Origin of the sequence: Enterobacter sp. PGRG2, assembly GCF_030291195.1 — a bacterium.
GTDB lineage: Bacteria > Pseudomonadota > Gammaproteobacteria > Enterobacterales > Enterobacteriaceae > Enterobacter_D.
On sequence record NZ_CP127837.1, the window covers coordinates 733056 to 749972 of the forward strand.

The 16917-nt window shown below is 55.9% G+C and carries 19 protein-coding genes; 3 read left to right on the forward strand and 16 right to left on the reverse strand.

The features are described from left to right. Positions 1-84: 84 nt before the first annotated feature. The 9 genes from tuf to fkpA all read right to left on the reverse strand — a co-directional run bounded on the left by tuf (position 85) and on the right by fkpA (position 7407). The gene (gene tuf / locus QRD42_RS03215; protein WP_105310573.1) at positions 85-1269 is read right to left on the reverse strand and encodes an elongation factor Tu; all 1185 of its coding nucleotides are present in this window, start codon (positions 1267-1269) and stop codon (positions 85-87) included. Positions 1270-1339: 70 nt separating this feature from the next. Then, positions 1340-3454 carry an elongation factor G gene (fusA, locus tag QRD42_RS03220; protein WP_072571287.1) on the reverse strand — a complete coding sequence of 705 codons (2115 nt, stop codon included), beginning with the start codon at positions 3452-3454 and terminating at the stop codon, positions 1340-1342. A gap of 94 nt (positions 3455-3548) precedes the next feature. Then, on the reverse strand, positions 3549-4019 hold the full coding sequence (gene rpsG, locus QRD42_RS03225) for a 30S ribosomal protein S7 (RefSeq protein ID WP_072571286.1): 471 nt from the start codon (positions 4017-4019) through the stop codon (positions 3549-3551). Between the two features lie 95 nt (positions 4020-4114). Continuing rightward, complete coding sequence (rpsL, locus tag QRD42_RS03230; protein WP_003023654.1) at positions 4115-4489, reverse strand: 30S ribosomal protein S12; 375 nt, start codon at positions 4487-4489, stop codon at positions 4115-4117. Between the two features lie 123 nt (positions 4490-4612). Then, entirely contained in the window at positions 4613-4900 is a 288-nt protein-coding gene (gene tusB / locus QRD42_RS03235) for a sulfurtransferase complex subunit TusB (RefSeq protein ID WP_072571285.1), read from the reverse strand. 7 nt (positions 4901-4907) lie between these two features. Further along, positions 4908-5267 (reverse strand): sulfurtransferase complex subunit TusC, encoded by a 360-nt coding sequence (tusC, locus tag QRD42_RS03240; RefSeq protein ID WP_072571284.1) that lies wholly within the window; start codon positions 5265-5267, stop codon positions 4908-4910. Continuing rightward, a complete protein-coding gene (gene tusD, locus QRD42_RS03245) occupies positions 5267-5653 on the reverse strand; it encodes a sulfurtransferase complex subunit TusD (RefSeq protein ID WP_072571283.1) in 387 nt (128 codons plus the stop codon). The genes tusC and tusD overlap by 1 nt, the downstream gene beginning before the upstream one ends. After that, complete coding sequence (locus QRD42_RS03250) at positions 5653-6375, reverse strand: transcriptional regulator (RefSeq protein WP_072571282.1); 723 nt, start codon at positions 6373-6375, stop codon at positions 5653-5655. Before QRD42_RS03250 ends, tusD begins: the two co-directional genes overlap by 1 nt. Before the next feature lie 210 nt (positions 6376-6585). Next, positions 6586-7407, reverse strand: coding sequence for an FKBP-type peptidyl-prolyl cis-trans isomerase (gene fkpA / locus QRD42_RS03255; protein ID WP_072571281.1), 822 nt, complete (start codon positions 7405-7407; stop codon positions 6586-6588). A gap of 229 nt (positions 7408-7636) precedes the next feature. Between fkpA and QRD42_RS03260 the strand changes: the two genes are divergently transcribed. Next, complete coding sequence (locus QRD42_RS03260) at positions 7637-7855, forward strand: protein SlyX (RefSeq protein ID WP_072571280.1); 219 nt, start codon at positions 7637-7639, stop codon at positions 7853-7855. 61 nt (positions 7856-7916) lie between these two features. Here the strand turns inward: QRD42_RS03260 and slyD are convergent, their stop codons facing one another. The 4 genes from slyD to kefG form a co-directional block, all read right to left on the reverse strand. Continuing rightward, entirely contained in the window at positions 7917-8507 is a 591-nt protein-coding gene (gene slyD, locus QRD42_RS03265; protein WP_072571279.1) for a peptidylprolyl isomerase, read from the reverse strand. Between the two features lie 94 nt (positions 8508-8601). Next, the gene (locus QRD42_RS03270; RefSeq protein ID WP_072571278.1) at positions 8602-8802 is read right to left on the reverse strand and encodes a YheV family putative zinc ribbon protein; all 201 of its coding nucleotides are present in this window, start codon (positions 8800-8802) and stop codon (positions 8602-8604) included. A gap of 9 nt (positions 8803-8811) precedes the next feature. Next, positions 8812-10617: a glutathione-regulated potassium-efflux system protein KefB gene (kefB, locus tag QRD42_RS03275; protein WP_321988169.1), complete on the reverse strand. Its 1806-nt coding sequence runs from the start codon at positions 10615-10617 to the stop codon at positions 8812-8814. Further along, a complete protein-coding gene (gene kefG / locus QRD42_RS03280) occupies positions 10617-11168 on the reverse strand; it encodes a glutathione-regulated potassium-efflux system ancillary protein KefG (RefSeq protein WP_321988728.1) in 552 nt (183 codons plus the stop codon). The genes kefB and kefG overlap by 1 nt, the downstream gene beginning before the upstream one ends. 151 nt (positions 11169-11319) lie before the next feature. Between kefG and QRD42_RS03285 the strand changes: the two genes are divergently transcribed. Both QRD42_RS03285 and QRD42_RS03290 read left to right on the forward strand, forming a co-directional pair. Next, positions 11320-13224, forward strand: a complete 1905-nt coding sequence (locus tag QRD42_RS03285) for an ABC transporter ATP-binding protein (protein WP_321988170.1) — start codon at positions 11320-11322, stop codon at positions 13222-13224. 2 nt (positions 13225-13226) lie between these two features. Next, positions 13227-14162 carry a LysR family transcriptional regulator gene (locus QRD42_RS03290; protein ID WP_321988171.1) on the forward strand — a complete coding sequence of 312 codons (936 nt, stop codon included), beginning with the start codon at positions 13227-13229 and terminating at the stop codon, positions 14160-14162. Positions 14163-14313: 151 nt separating this feature from the next. Here the strand turns inward: QRD42_RS03290 and mdcH are convergent, their stop codons facing one another. Genes mdcH through QRD42_RS03305 form a run of 3 tightly spaced genes read right to left on the reverse strand, consistent with a single transcriptional unit; the run spans position 14314 to position 16799 of the window. Then, entirely contained in the window at positions 14314-15216 is a 903-nt protein-coding gene (gene mdcH / locus QRD42_RS03295) for a malonate decarboxylase subunit epsilon (RefSeq protein ID WP_321988172.1), read from the reverse strand. After that, complete coding sequence (locus QRD42_RS03300; RefSeq protein ID WP_321988173.1) at positions 15216-15836, reverse strand: malonate decarboxylase holo-ACP synthase; 621 nt, start codon at positions 15834-15836, stop codon at positions 15216-15218. The genes mdcH and QRD42_RS03300 overlap by 1 nt, the downstream gene beginning before the upstream one ends. A gap of 3 nt (positions 15837-15839) precedes the next feature. Then, positions 15840-16799: an AEC family transporter gene (locus QRD42_RS03305; protein ID WP_318377101.1), complete on the reverse strand. Its 960-nt coding sequence runs from the start codon at positions 16797-16799 to the stop codon at positions 15840-15842. Positions 16800-16917: the final 118 nt, after the last annotated feature.

Sequence of the window (16917 nt, forward strand, 5' to 3'; positions counted from 1 at the left end):
AATAAACAGGCAAAAAAAATGCCAGCCACATAAGTGGCTGGCATTCATGTCACATTAACCCCGAAAGGTTAAGCTCAGCGGCAATTAGCCCAGAACTTTAGCAACAACGCCCGCGCCAACGGTACGGCCGCCTTCACGGATTGCGAAACGCAGACCGTCGTCCATCGCGATCGGGTGGATCAGGGTAACAACCATTTTGATGTTGTCGCCCGGCATTACCATCTCAACGCCTTCCGGCAGTTCGATGGTGCCAGTCACGTCAGTTGTACGGAAGTAGAACTGCGGACGGTAGCCTTTGAAGAACGGAGTATGACGGCCGCCTTCATCTTTGGACAGAATGTAAACTTCAGATTCGAATTTGGTGTGCGGCTTGATGGAACCCGGCTTAGCCAGTACCTGACCACGTTCGATTTCTTCACGTTTGATACCACGCAGCAGAACACCAACGTTCTCACCAGCACGGCCTTCGTCCAGCAGTTTGCGGAACATTTCAACGCCAGTACAGGTTGATTTCGCAGTATCTTTGATACCAACGATTTCAACTTCTTCGCCCACTTTAACGATACCGCGCTCTACACGACCGGTTACTACAGTACCACGGCCGGAGATGGAGAATACGTCTTCGATAGGCAGCAGGAACGGCTTGTCAATCGCACGCTCTGGTTCCGGGATGTAAGAATCCAGGTAGCCAGCCAGTTCGATGATTTTCTCTTCCCACTGTGCTTCGCCTTCCAGCGCTTTCAGTGCAGAACCACGTACGATCGGGGTGTCGTCGCCCGGGAAATCGTACTGAGACAGCAGTTCACGAACTTCCATCTCTACCAGTTCCAGCAGCTCTTCGTCATCAACCATGTCGCATTTGTTCAGGAACACGATGATGAACGGAACGCCTACCTGGCGACCCAGCAGGATGTGCTCACGGGTCTGCGGCATCGGGCCGTCAGTCGCAGCAACAACCAGGATTGCGCCATCCATCTGAGCAGCACCGGTGATCATGTTTTTAACATAGTCGGCGTGGCCCGGGCAGTCTACGTGTGCGTAGTGGCGAGTCGGGGTGTCGTATTCAACGTGGGAAGTGTTGATGGTGATACCACGAGCTTTTTCTTCCGGCGCGTTATCGATCTGGTCGAATGCACGAGCAGAACCACCGTAGGTTTTAGCCAGAACGGTAGTGATTGCAGCGGTCAGAGTAGTTTTACCGTGGTCAACGTGGCCGATGGTGCCCACGTTAACGTGCGGTTTTGTACGTTCAAATTTTTCTTTAGACACGGCTATATTCCTTACTATAGTGCTCCCCCCTCAAGGAGGGAGCACGGGATCAATGTTTTAAAACCTGGGCTTATTTGCCGCGGGCTTCAATTACGGCCTGAGCAACGTTGTTCGGGGCATCATCATACTTCAGGAATTCCATCGTGTATGATGCACGACCTTTGGTCAGAGAACGCAGCTGAGTCGCATATCCGAACATTTCAGACAGCGGAACTTCAGCGTGGATCTTAACGCCAGTCACGTCAGATTCCTGACCGCGCAGCATACCACGACGACGGCTCAAGTCACCGATGACGTCACCAGTGTTCTCTTCCGGCGTTTCTACTTCAACCTTCATGATTGGCTCAAGCAGAACAGGTTTTGCTTTCTTAAAGCCATCTTTAAAGGCGATAGACGCAGCCAGTTTAAACGCCAGTTCAGAGGAGTCAACGTCATGGTAAGAACCGAAGTGCAGACGCACGCCCAGATCTACTACCGGATAACCAGCCAGCGGACCAGACTTCAGCTGCTCCTGGATACCTTTATCAACGGCCGGGATGTATTCGCCAGGAATCACACCACCTTTAATGTCGTTGATGAACTCATAACCTTTCGGATTTGAGCCCGGCTCCAGCGGGTACATGTCGATCACAACGTGACCGTACTGACCACGACCACCAGACTGCTTAGCGTGTTTACCTTCAATGTCGGTAACTTTCGCGCGAATCGCTTCGCGGTAAGCAACCTGAGGTTTACCCACGTTAGCTTCAACGTTGAACTCACGCTTCATACGGTCAACGATGATGTCCAGGTGAAGTTCACCCATACCAGCGATGATAGTCTGGTTAGATTCTTCGTCAGTCCATACGCGGAAAGACGGGTCTTCTTTAGCCAGACGGCCCAGAGCCAGACCCATTTTTTCCTGGTCAGCTTTGGTTTTCGGTTCTACGGCGATGGAGATTACCGGCTCCGGGAATTCCATACGTTCCAGAATGATCGGATGCTCCGGATCACACAGGGTATCACCAGTAGTCACGTCTTTCAGACCGATTGCCGCAGCAATGTCGCCCGCGCGAACTTCTTTGATCTCTTCACGTTTGTTAGCGTGCATCTGAACGATACGGCCAAAACGCTCACGAGCAGCTTTCACGGAGTTCACTACGGTATCACCGGAGTTAACCACGCCAGAGTACACGCGGAAGAAGGTCAGGTTACCCACGAACGGGTCGGTAGCAATTTTGAACGCCAGAGCAGCGAACGGCTCGTCATCACTTGCGTGACGCTCAGCCGGCGTGTCTTTACCGTCGTCCAGCATACCGTTGATTGCCGGTACGTCTGTCGGTGCTGGCAGGTAATCAATTACCGCATCCAGCATCGCCTGAACACCTTTGTTCTTAAATGCAGAACCACAGGTTACCAGGATGATTTCGTTGTTCAGAACGCGCTGACGCAGAGCAGATTTGATTTCTTCCTCGGTCAGCTCTTCGCCGCCCAGGTATTTTTCCATCAGCTCTTCAGAAGCTTCAGCAGCAGATTCGATCAGATTCTGGTGCCATTCTTCAGCCAGGTCAGCCATGTCCGCAGGGATGTCTTCGTATTCGAAGGTCACGCCCTGGTCGGCATCGTTCCAGTTGATGGCTTTCATTTTCACCAGGTCGATAACGCCGGTGAAGCCTTCTTCAGCACCAATCGCCAGCTGCAGCGGAACCGGGTTCGCGCCCAGACGGGATTTGATCTGACCAACAACTTTCAGGAAGTTAGCGCCCATGCGGTCCATTTTGTTAACGAACGCAATACGCGGAACTTTGTATTTGTTTGCCTGACGCCATACGGTTTCAGACTGCGGCTGAACACCACCAACTGCGCAGTAAACCATTACAGCACCGTCAAGAACACGCATGGAACGTTCTACTTCGATGGTGAAGTCAACGTGGCCCGGGGTGTCGATGATGTTTACGCGATGCGGTTCATACTGCTTCGCCATACCAGACCAGAATGCGGTAGTCGCAGCGGAGGTAATGGTGATACCACGCTCCTGCTCCTGTTCCATCCAGTCCATAGTTGCTGCGCCGTCATGAACTTCACCGATTTTATGGTTTACACCGGTGTAGAACAGAATACGTTCGGTAGTAGTGGTTTTACCGGCGTCGATGTGCGCACTGATACCGATGTTACGGTAGCGTGCAATGGGTGTTGTACGAGCCATTTGATTCCTCTATTGCCTTTGGCGTTCAATTTAAGTAGCCCAAAGCGGGCAGCTTTTATGAAGCGCCCGCCTGGTGACTAATACTCCGAAGGGATTACCAACGGTAGTGTGCGAACGCCTTGTTGGCTTCTGCCATACGGTGAACGTCTTCACGTTTCTTAACTGCAGTACCTTTGTTCTCTGCAGCATCAGAAAGTTCGTTCGCCAGGCGGAGAGCCATGGATTTATCACCGCGTTTACGAGCAGCTTCAACGATCCAACGCATTGCCAGAGCATTACGACGAACCGGACGTACTTCAACTGGAACCTGATAAGTTGAACCACCAACGCGACGGGACTTAACTTCTACAGTCGGACGCACGTTTTCGAGAGCAACTTCGAACGCTTCCAGGTGGCCTTTACCGCTACGTTGAGCCAGGGTCTCAAGAGCAGTGTAGACGATGGATTCTGCAGTAGATTTTTTACCATCTACCATCAGGATATTTACAAATTTAGCCAGCAGTTCTGATCCGAACTTAGGATCCGGCAGAATTTTACGCTGACCAATGACGCGACGACGTGGCATGGAAATACTCCGTTGTTAATTCAGGATTGTCCAAAACTCAAAGAGTTTAGTTTGACATTAATATAAAACGTTTGGCCTTACTTAACGGAGAACCATTAAGCCTTAGGACGTTTCACGCCATACTTGGAGCGTGATTGCTTACGGTCTTTAACGCCGGAGCAGTCGAGCGCACCACGAACGGTGTGGTAACGAACACCCGGGAGGTCTTTTACACGACCGCCACGGATCAGGATCACGGAGTGCTCCTGCAGGTTGTGACCTTCACCACCGATGTAGGAAGTCACTTCAAAACCGTTTGTCAGACGAACACGGCAAACTTTACGCAGTGCGGAGTTCGGTTTTTTCGGGGTAGTAGTGTACACACGAGTACATACACCACGTTTTTGCGGGCATGCTTCCAGCGCAGGCACGTTGCTTTTTGCAACTTTGCGAGCGCGTGGTTTGCGTACCAGCTGGTTAACTGTTGCCATTAAATAGCTCCTGGTTTTAGCTTTTGCTTCGTAAACACGTAATAAATCGACCTCATACAATATGAGGACGCAGAATTTTAGAGCTGTGCTGAAAAGGTGTCAAGAAATATACAGCGATCCACACTACCAGGACATCTGAACGGCATGTTTTACCGTCAGGCTGACGAATTCAGTATAGCTAACCCTGGCAATATTGTTCGAAATTTGACCAGAAAGGCCGCGCGCGACGACGTCTTCGTTGAGCGCATGAACCGATATGGGGGCGGCCAGCAGTAAATCAAGGTAATGCCCGCCTTCAATGCCAGCAACTACCCCGTCGGACAAAAGTAAGAGATCGTCCCCGGCCTGCATGGTACGCAGTAGCATGGTCATATCACACTGCCAGGGAGAGTGGTGCAAGGTATGCAGCATAAGGGCCTCAGAACGTCATAACCACATCAAAATCATTGAGCCGGGCACGCAGCGTATCCGGTTCAAGCGCCTGTGCGTCCAGGATCAGCGGCGTGGAGGCGGATAAGCCCCGCTCCCGTAGCGAGGCCGCGCACAGCCAGCACTGTTCGATGTCATATAATGGCAGCACCTTGAAGGTGGCGATGTAGTCACGCGCCAGGATCGCAGCGGGCTGCTGTTCTTTCAGCAACTGGAATACGCCATCGCCGATAAAAAAGACGCCGATCTCTTCAGTCAGCGCCGACATCGCCAGCAGCGCATCCAGCCCTTCCCGTCCTGCCGCTGAGCCGTGCGGCGCAGTCTTAAACACAAAAGCGACAGATTTCATCAGAATTGCACCATTCGATCGCAGGTCAGCGCGGCTTCTGCCAGCGAGCCCAGGCCGCTCAGCACAAAGCCCGGCTGTAAATTCGCGCCGGACAGTCCCAGACGGCGGGCTTCGGTTTCGTCCGTCACGCCACGACGCAGCGCGGCCGCCACGCAGATATGCAGCGCCACCTGATGCTCCGTCTGCAACTGTTGCCAGGCACGCACCAGATCGAATTCATCGCTGGCCGGGGCAGTAAGCTGATTGGCGTTATAAACGCCTTCACGATAGAAAAACACGCTGACCAGTTCATGACCGGCAGCCAGCACCGCCCGGGCAAACTGCCACGCGCTGCTGGCCTGCTGCGTGCCATAGGCAGGGCCTGTGACGAGAATGGCGAAACGCATTACTTCTCTTGCCCCAGGAAATCGCCGCTTTTGAACTGGCGAATATAGAGATAAACCGTGTGCTTGGAGATGTTCAGACGGTCTGCCACCTGATTAATGGCGTCCTTGATATCGAAAATGCCTTTTTCGTAAAGATTCAAAACGATCTGACGATTTTTTGCGTTATTAGAGACGTTGCGATCGGCGTTAACTTCTTCGATGGTGAACTCCAGCGTTTGCGTGACCAGATCTTCCACCGAGGAGGCGAAGTTAACGGACGAACTGACGTCCGGCGTTTCCGGCGGCACAAAGGTGCTCATAATCTGTGAGAACGGCACATCGAGATTCATGTTGATACACAGCAAACCGATAACCCGCTGGTTACGGTTGCGGATGGCGATAGTTTCAGACTTCATCAGTACGCCGCTTTTGGCGCGCGTAAAATAGCATTTGGAGACGCTGCTATCCGCACCGGTCATGTCATGCAGCATACGCAGGGCAAGATCGGTGATCGGCGATCCGATTTTGCGGCCGGTGTGTTCACCGTTAGCAATGCGAATGGCGGAGCATTTAAGATCCTGCAACGAGTGCAATACAATTTCACAGTGGGAGCCAATGAGCATCGCTAACCCGTCCACTACCGCTTCGTAGGATTTGAGGATATCGAAGTCAGTCTGATCGAAGGGACGTTGATCCAGCAAATCAAGCTCACTGGTTTCGTTGGTTAATAGCGACCTGGACATGAAAAAAAACACTCCTTTTCAGGAGCCTGTCGTTAACTTTTCAGGGCAGGCTCATCATTTACACGGACAACTAAGTTAATACAGCGCGGGCAATGCTTGCCAGCGTTAATTAACTCCGCGGCGCTGTAGGACACAGACGCGTCAGGTAGAGTATATATCGGCCCTGCAATAAAAAACCGCCGCCCATTCAGGCGGCGGCTTTCAGCGTGCTTACTTCTTATCCGCGTCAGCTGCTTTTTCAGCCGGTGCGGCTTCCGCCTGCGCTTCCGCTTTCGGTGCTGGTTTGATGTCTAACAGCTCAACATCAAAGACCAGGGTGGAGTTAGCCGGGATCCCCGGAACGCCGTTTTTACCGTAAGCCAGCGCCGGTGGGATAACCAGCTTGATTTTGCCGCCTTTCTTGATGTTTTTCAGGCCTTCAGTCCAGCCTGGGATCACGCCGTCCAGACGGAATGACAGCGGCTCGCCACGGGTGTAGGAGTTGTCGAACTCTTTACCGTCGATCAGCGTACCTTTGTAGTTCACGACTACGGTATCGCTGTCTTTCGGCGCATCGCCGGTGCCTTCTTTCTCTACTTTGTAAAGCAGGCCGGTAGAGGAGGTTTTCACGCCTTTCTCTTTAGCAAAGGTGTCGCGGTAAGCTTTACCTTTGTTTTCGTTATCTGCTGCGTCTTTGTCCATCTTCGCCTGAGCAGAAGATTTCACACGCGTTTCGAAAGCCTGTAAGGTCTGTTCAATTTCCTGATCGGACAATTTGCTCTTATCAGCAAAGGCGTCCTGAACACCCGCGATCAGCTGATCTTTATCCAGCTTGATACCCAGTTTTTCCTGTTCTTTCAGGGAGTTTTCCATGTAACGACCCAGCGATGCGCCAAGCGCATAAGCCGATTTCTGGTCATCATTTTTGAATGCAGACTTGCTGTCTGCCGCAGGTGCGGCTTTCGCAGCGGTATCCGCAGCGAAGGTCAGCGGAGCATTCAATGCGACAGCCATCGTCGTTGCCAGCAGCGTTACTTTTAACAGTGATTTCATCCATTTCTCCAGGGCCGGGGGGATCCCCCTTGTTAACTTATTAAGAAGCGTACTATAAAACGTTGCGGAGAAAATCAACATATGGACTTCCCCGATAATCGCTTCTTTTGAGACTATTTTTGTTTAAATTAGTTTCTTCAGGACGTCCGGTTGCTGCGCGAGGGCGTAAACTTCAGTAGAATCCGCCCGCCACCTGGCCCGATAACAACGACGACGAAAGAGGTGAATGATGCAGGAAATGACGCTGGAAGCGCGACTGGCAGAACTGGAAAGTCGTCTGGCTTTTCAGGAAATAACCATCGAAGAACTCAACCTCACGGTCACCGCCCATGAACTGGAGATGGCGAAAATGCGCGAACATCTGCGTTTGATGGCAGACAAACTCAAAGCCAGCCAGCCATCGCACATCGCGTCCCAGTCAGAAGAGACGCCGCCGCCCCACTATTAAGGCGTAAAAAAAGCGGGAGGATCCCGCTTTTTTGATCGTATAGCGCCGGAGCGCTAACGCATTAATGGCAACCGCAGCCGCCGTGACCGCCGCAACCACCTTTACCGTGGTCGTGGTCATGACCGTGATCGTGACCATGGCCGCCGCAGCAACCGTCACCGTGTTCATGGTCGTGATGATGATCGTGGGCGCCGTGAACGTGGCCGTGAGCCAGTTCTTCTGCCGTTGCTTCACGAATGGCAACCACTTCAACGTTGAACTTCAGGTTCTGACCGGCCAGCATATGGTTACCGTCAACCACAACGTGATCGTCTTCCACTTCAGTGATTTCAACCGGTACCGGACCCTGGTCAGTTTCAGCCAGGAAACGCATGCCAACCTGCAGCTCGTCAACGCCCATGAAGACATCTTTCGGTACGCGCTGTACCAGGTTGTCGTCGTACTGACCGTAAGCTTCGTTTGCGGTAACAGCTACATCAAATTTGTCGCCAGGTTCGTGACCTTCCAGCGCGGTTTCCAGACCAGAGATCAGGGAACCGTGACCGTGCAGGTAGTCCAGCGGCGCACTCACCGGAGACTCATCAACCAATACACCGTCTTCTGTACGTACCTGATAGGCCAGGCTGACCACCAGGTCTTTTGCTACTTTCATGATATCTCCTGAGCGTGGGAAAATTGCTGGCGCAGATTGTAACGGAATTCTGCCCCTGTGTACCCTTAAGCATAAAAAAAGCTGGGGTATATCGCTAGTCCGGATGAAAAATGCCGATCACTTGCTCTTCTTTGCGAACATGCTCGCGGGCTTCTTTATCCGCTTCGCGCATCTGATGACCGCACTTAACACACTCAACGACATCAACATTATTTTCCCGCCACATGGCCAGCGTATCCTGCGCCTGGCAGGCCGGGCATTTCGCGCCGGCGATAAAGCGTTTACGTATTGTCATAATTTTGCCTCACTCGAATTCATCCCAGCCGTCAAACTGCCGCCGCTCCTGCTGCATCTCGCGCTGGAAAATCTCTTCCAGCTCACGGCGCGCTTCCCGGACGCGGGAGATTTGTGCCGTATCAGTATGCACCGGCATCAGTTCGCGCAACATGCGCATATCCAGACGGCGGAAGTGCAGCTGCGCACGCTGGGCCTGATGGGGATGCACGCCCAGCGTAATCAGCGCCTTGCGTCCCAGCTCCAGCGCACTGGAGAAGGTTTCGCGGGAGAACTGCGTCACGCCCGCCTGTAACAGTTCATGCGCTTCCACACGGCCTCGCGCACGGGCGAGGATCGCCAGATGCGGGAAGTGCTGCTGGCAGATTTCCACCAGCTTCATGGTGTCTTCCGGCTCATTACAGGTGATGACGATAGACTTCGCCGCCTCCGCGCCCGCCGAGCGCAGCAGTTCCACCTGCGTGGCATCGCCGTAATAGACTTTGTAGCCGTATTTACGCATCAGGTTGACTGCGCTGATATCCCGCTCCAGCACCGTGATGCGCATTTTGTTCGCCATCAGCAGACGCCCGATCACCTGACCGAAACGCCCAAAGCCGACAACAATCACCTGCGGCTTATCATCCTCTACCCACGGCGCTTCGTCTTCATCTTCCGGGCCGTTAAAGTGTCGTGACAGCTGTTTATCGACGATTTTCATCACCAGCGGCGTGGTCATCATCGACAGCGTTACCGTCACCAGCAACAGGGCCATCTGATCATTGTGGAACAATCTTTGGGATGACGCCGCCGAAAAGAGCACAAATGCGAACTCCCCGCCCTGGCTGAGCACCCCGGCAAACTGCATCCGCTCGGAACGCCGCAGTCCGTACAGGCGCGCCAGGCCGTACAGCACCAGCCCTTTCACCACCACCAGCACAATGACGCTGACCAGCACCCACAGCAGATGGGTATAAAGAATGCCTAAATTGAGCGACATGCCGACGGAGATAAAAAACAGCCCCAGCAGCAGTCCCTTAAAGGGATCGATAGCCATTTCCAGCTCATGACGGTACTCGCTTTCCGCCAGCAGCACCCCGGCGATAAAGGTGCCCAGCGCCATCGACAGCCCGAGTGCGTCCATAAACAGCGCCGACCCCAGCACCAGCAACAGCGTGGCGGCGGTAAACACCTCCCGCACGCCGGATCCGGCAATGTAGCGAAATACCGGGCGCAGCAGATAGCGACCGCCCACCAGCATCCCGCCGAAGGCCAGCACTTTCATGCCGATTTTCATCCAGTCCAGATGTTCATCGGCGTTACCCGCCAGCAGCGGCGCCAGCGCCAGCGCCGGGATCACAGCCAGATCCTGGAACAGCAACACCGAGAATCCAAGCTGGCCGCCTTCGTTGCGGTTCATGCCTTTATCACGCATCAGCTGCAACGCCATCGCCGTCGAAGACATCGCCAGCCCCAGGCCGCCGATCACCGCCGCCTGCCACGAAAACTCCGTCAACATCAGCAGCCCGGCGAGGATCGCCGCGCTCAGCAACACCTGCGCCGCCCCGATGCCAAAAATCGATTGTCGCAGTTGCCACAGTTTGGAGGGGTTTAGCTCCAGGCCGATGATAAACATCAGGAACACCACGCCCAGCTCCGAGAAATGCAGAATTTCATCCACATCGCTGATAAACCCGAGGCCCCACGGCCCGATGGCAATCCCCGCCAGCAGGTAACCCAGCACCGCGCCGATGCCCAGTCTCGCCGCCAGCGGCACCGCCACCACGGCAGCAAACAGGAACAGCACGCCTGCCAGTAACAGATCGGAACCTTCCATCACAGGCCTCCCATGGCGACAGGCGCCGCCAGCCAGTCACCGTAAGCTCTGGCATGGCTCGCCAGCTCCTCCGGCGGTTGCCGACGCGCATGATAGATAATCATCGGCGTAAGCCAGTGCATTTTGCACATCGCCGCCGTCAGTTCGAAGGGGCGCAGAATATCGCTCATCGGATAGCGGTTCAGGGCGTCATAACGATAGGCGCTCTCCGGCTCACCGGTCGTAATGACGCTACGCCAGTACTTTCCCGCCAGCTGATTTCCCCCCGGCCCGCTGGCAAAGCCGCGGCTCAGTACGCGATCCAGCCACTCTTTCAGTAGCGCCGGACAGCTGTAGGTATAGAGGGGATGCTGGAACACGATCACATCATGCTCGCGCAGCAACGCCTGCTCATGGGGAATATCGATAAAGAAATCAGGATAATGTGCATAGAGATCATGCACGGTGACATTATTAAGCTGCGTTGCCGGTTTAAGTAAGAGCCGGTTGGCGACCGAATCTCCGGATTCCGGATGGGCATATAACAGCAATACTTTCGCTGTTGGTGGCATCATTCCCCTCCCGGGCGTCGTGCACGTCATTCTAATGATTTTGTGTCCAGGCTTTGTTTTGGGCTACCATGGCGCCCCGGTGCGGCACATTGCCCACTACCCTAAAATATCATAATGACAAATTAATATAGTCGGAACATAACGGCGCTCTATGATTGTTTTCTCCTCGTTACAAATTCGTCGCGGCGTACGCGTCCTGCTGGACAATGCCACTGCCACCATCAATCCCGGCCAGAAGGTCGGGCTGGTGGGAAAAAACGGCTGCGGGAAATCCACGCTGCTGGCGCTGTTAAAAAACGAACTCAGCGCCGACGGCGGCAGCTTCACCTATCCGGCAAACTGGCAGCTGGCGTGGGTTAATCAGGAAACCCCGGCGCTGAGCGAACCCGCGCTGGATTACGTGATTGACGGCGACCGCCAGTACCGGCAGTTTGAAGCCGAGCTCAACGCAGCCAACGAACGTAACGACGGTCATGCCATTGCCACGGTGCACGGCAAGCTCGACGCCATCGACGCCTGGACCATCCGCTCCCGCGCCTCAAGCCTGCTGCACGGCCTCGGTTTTTCGAATGAACAGCTTGAGCGCCCGGTCAGCGACTTCTCCGGCGGCTGGCGTATGCGTCTTAACCTGGCGCAGGCGCTGATTTGCCGTTCCGATTTACTGCTGCTCGATGAACCCACCAACCACCTCGATCTTGATGCGGTAATCTGGCTGGAAAAATGGCTGAAAAGCTATCAGGGCACGCTGATTTTGATTTCCCATGACCGTGACTTCCTCGATCCGGTGGTGGACAAAATCATTCATATCGAACAGCAAAATATGTTCGAGTACACCGGCAACTACAGCGCTTTCGAGCGCCAGCGCGCAACGCGCCTTGCCCAGCAACAGGCCACTTACGAAAGCCAGCAGGCGCGGGTGGCGCATCTGCAAAGCTTTATCGATCGTTTCAAAGCCAAAGCCAGCAAAGCCAAACAGGCGCAAAGCCGCGTGAAAATGCTGGAGCGCATGGAGCTTATCGCCCCGGCGCACGTGGATAACCCGTTCCACTTCAGCTTCCGCGCCCCTGAAAGCCTGCCGAATCCGTTGCTGAAAATGGAAAAGGTCAGCGCCGGTTATGGCGATCGCACCATTCTTGATTCCATCAAGCTCAACCTGGTTCCCGGTTCGCGCATCGGTCTGCTGGGGCGTAACGGCGCGGGTAAATCGACGCTGATCAAATTACTGGCGGGCGAGCTAAACCCGATAAGCGGTGAGATTGGTCTGGCGAAAGGTATCAAGCTGGGTTACTTCGCCCAGCATCAGCTGGAATTTTTACGCGCGGATGAATCCCCAATCCAGCACCTGGCGCGCATTGCGCCGCAGGAGCTGGAGCAGAAGCTGCGCGATTACCTCGGCGGCTTCGGTTTCCAGGGCGATAAAGTCAGCGAAGTCACCGGTCGCTTCTCCGGCGGTGAAAAAGCCCGTCTGGTGCTGGCGCTCATCGTCTGGCAGCGCCCTAACCTGCTGCTGCTCGATGAACCGACCAACCACCTGGATCTGGATATGCGCCAGGCGCTCACCGAAGCGCTGATCGAATTCGAAGGCGCGCTGGTGGTGGTGTCGCACGACCGTCACCTGTTACGCTCCACCACCGATGAGTTTTATCTGGTGCACGGCGGTAAAGTCGAGGCCTTCGACGGCGATCTGGAAGATTATCAGCAGTGGCTGAGCGACATCCAGAAACTGGAAAACCAGCCTGCCGAAGGCGCGAAAGAGAACGCCAACAGCGCCCAGTCGCGAAAAGATCAGAAGCGCCGCGAAGCGGAACTGCGCACCCAGACGCAGCCGCTGCGTAAAGAGATTGCCCGTCTGGAAAAAGAGATGGAGAAGTTCCAGGCGCAGCAGGCGGCGGCGGAAGAAAAGCTGGGCGACAGCGGGCTGTACGACCAGAGCCGCAAAGCCGAACTCACCGCCTGTTTACAGGCGCAGGCCAGCGCGAAAGCCGGGCTTGAAGAGTGTGAAATGGCATGGCTGGACGCCCAGGAACAGCTGGAGGCTATGCTGCAAAGCGACTGACCATGAGCCACGACATCCTCAGTGAGATCACGTTTCGCAAGCTCGCCATTTTCATGACCTTTATGGAAAAGGGGAACATTGCCCGCACCGCAGAAGCGCTGGCGTTAAGCGGCGTGAGCGTACATCGCGCGCTGCATACGCTGGAAGAAAACGTGCGCTGCCCACTGTTCGTGCATAAAGGTCGCACCCTGATGCCGCTGCCCGCGGCCTGGACGCTGCTGGAGTATTGTCAGGAAGTCACGCAACTGATGACGCGTGGTCTGGAAGAGGCGCGCAAAGAAGCAGGCGTCGGCCAGGGGCGGCTGCGTGTCGGCACACTCTACTCGCTGACGCTGGAAACCGTGCCGCGTCTGATCATGGGCATGAAGCTGCGCCGGCCGGAGCTGGAGATGGCGCTGACCATGGGTTCTAACGAAACTCTGCTGCACATGCTGGACGCCGGGGAGCTGGACGCGATTATCATTTCGCTGTCAGAGGCGCAAATCGATCGCAACAGCCTCGAAGTGCTGCCGCTGTTTCACGATGATATTTTCCTCGCCGCGCCCGCGTCGGCCACGCTCAACATGTCGGCACCTGCCGATTTACGCGACTACCGCCAGCAAAAGTTTGTCTCGCTGGCGGAAGGCTTCGCCACCTACGCAGGCTTTCAGGAAGCCTTCCATATTGCCGGTTTTGAGCCGGAGATCGTCACCCGCGTGAACGATATTTTTTCCATGCTGAGTCTGGTACAAGCGGGCGTTGGTTTTACCCTGATGCCGGGCCGTATGAAGAAAGTCTATGAAAACTCGGTGCAGCTGTTAAAACTCGCCGAGCCGTACCAGATGCAGCAGCTGATCGCCATCGTCTTTCCCCGCAACCGCGAGCACGATCCGAACCTGCTGGCGCTCGCCGCCGAAGGCCGCATGTACGCCCGCAGTTTGCAGGAAGCGGGTGGGTGAATTGAATCTGTCGGATGGCGCTTCGCTTACCCGACCTACATAACTCTATGACGGATCCTTTTGCCGGGTGGCGGCTGCGCCTGACCCGGCCTACACGATCTGCATGCTATGTCGTTGTAGGCCCGGCAAGCCTGCGCCGCCGGGCAATGCGTTACCGCTGCTCCCGAAGGCGTTTCACCAGATGCCGCGCCACGTCAATGCCGCTGCGCTCCAGTGAAATCGTCTCTCCGTCCCAGGCCGCCTGCCGTGTTAAACAGGTGAGAATGCCACCCGGCGGCATCTCAATGGCCAGCCGCGCTTCACGCTCATTGGCGGCGATCATCGCCTCCTGCCAGCGCACGGTGCGCGCCATATTCATCGCCAGATCGTCGGCGATTTTCTCCGGCTGCCACAGCACGCGTCCGGTACTGCCGCTCAGGTAAGCGCACGCCGGACGGGACAAACTCACCCCGGCAAAGGCCTGCGCCAGTTTTTCCGCCGGACGGGTCAGCAGCTCACAGTGCGATGGCACGCTGACCGCCAGACGCTTCGCCTTGCCGGCCCCTTTCGCCAGCGCTTTTTCTGCCACCTGCGCCATGTCTTCATCGCGACCGGCGATCACAATCTGCGTTTCCGCATTCAGGTTGGCGATCCAGGTCTGGCTGCCTTCGCTTATCGCTTCGACCTGCGGCAGCGTCAGACCCATGATGGCCGTCAGTCCGTAACCGTGCGGGTACGCCTGCTCCATCAGATCGCCGCGCAGGGTCACCAGCCGCAGCGCATCGTCAAAAGCCAGCGCACCGGCCACCACCGCCGCCGGGTACGCGCCAATCGACAGGCCGCTGACGATATCCGGCTCCACGCCCTGCCGTTGCAGTTCCCGCGCCCAGGCGACACCGGCGATCAACAGCGACAGCTGCACCGCGCGGGTATGCTCCAGCGCTTCAGGCGTATCCAGGGTATCGACTTCCGCGCCCAGCACTTCACGCGCTTCTGCAAGCGCCGTACCGGGCAGCTGTTGCAACATGCCAGGATGCTGCGTTCCCTGGCCGGGAAAGGTAAACAGAATTTTCATTAGTCCTCCCTGCGCCAGGGATCGCTCACCAGACGCGGCCCCTGACGGGTTTTGAGCAGTGCCTGACCGTCGCGCAGCCACTCATTGAGTGCGAATCCGCCGGACGGCGTTTCCACCTGCGTATCGGCGCGGCACAGGGCGGTATCCAGCCGCTGCTGCCACTGCATCAGCGCATCGCGCGACAGCGGCTGCGGGGCGCGGATCAGCAGATCCAGATCGCTTGCGGCGTGGATCACCGGGATGCCGGTCGCCAGCGCATAGCCGACGCTGCCGGTGATCCCCCAGACCCACGGCCACCCATGCTGCGCCAGCTGAAACGCCATCTGAACCGGTGGCGCGGAGATAAAGGGCGAACTGACCAGCGCCTGGGCATCGGTCAGTTGTTCGGGAGTGACAACGCGCACAACCTGCTGCGCGTCCACCCAGCCTGGCGCACGCTGGTCGCGGCGCAGACCGCGCACCCCCACCGGGATGCGCCCCTGCTCATCAACATCACGCCGCACCACTACCGGCAACCCCGCATGCCAGACCGTATCCACCCAGGATTCCGTCACCCCCTGCAGGGCGCTGCGGTCAGTCAGCCAGAGAAGATCGTGCGGTCGCAATGATGATGAAGTCATGTTTTACATTCCTGAAGTCAGCGAGATAAACAGCGGCAGGGACAGAATACACAGCACCGAGCTTAACAGCAGCACAGCTTCGGCATCCGGCGACTGTACGCCAAAGCGGTTGCCGAAGACCACGCCGAAGAAGCCAGCCGACAGCGCAATCATCAGGATAGCGGTGATGGCAACCGGGCCGGACAGGCCGAACGCCAGCACGATACCCCAGGCAATGGCTGGCTGGATCAGCAGTTTAGCGATGGTCGAAGTAATAACCATGGTGTTGATTTGCAGTTTACGCGCCGAGAGGATCACGCCGGTCAGGAACAGCGCCGCCGCAGTGGCGGACAGGCCCAGCGGTTTAATGGCCGCCAGCACCAGATCCGGCATATGAATACCGATGGCGGATAAAATCACCCCTAACAGCGGGCCCATGACGATAGGTTTTTTAATCGACCGCCACATCAGCACCGGCAGCATCGCCAGGGTTGAACCGCTGTTACCGCCTTCCGCACGCGCTTTTTCACGTTCAAGGATCAGCAGGCAGAACGGCGTCATCAGCACAGAACCGCAGGCAATGGATACCGCCACAGAAAGCGAGGTGGACGAGGTTTCACCCAGCACGCTGCCGAGGATCGGCAGGCCCAGCGCCGCATAGTTCGGCAGGGCAACGGTCAGGGTCAGCACAGCGGCATCCTGCGGCGATTTTTTAAAGACGCTGGTGGCGAGGAAATAGATGATGGCGTAGGTGATCCACATCGCCAGCGTCAGCACCACGATCAGCGGCGACTGGGCGACGATGCCGTCCCACGGCGTCTGCACCGTGGCGCTGAACAGCGCGGCGGGCAGGGCAAAATCCATCACGAAAATATTAAGTAGGGAAACATTTTTGTTATCCACCATTCCGGCCTTACCGGCCCAGAATCCCAGTAGCATAATCACAAAAATCGGTGCGAGAGCATGAACAATTACGTAAGTCATAAATCACCTATAGATAAACAAGGAAATAGCACTGACGCGATGTTTGTTATTTTTCAGATGCACGCTTCCTCATGGGCACAGCGTATGTGCCCACGGGGCGGTCATTCCGGCAGGTCTT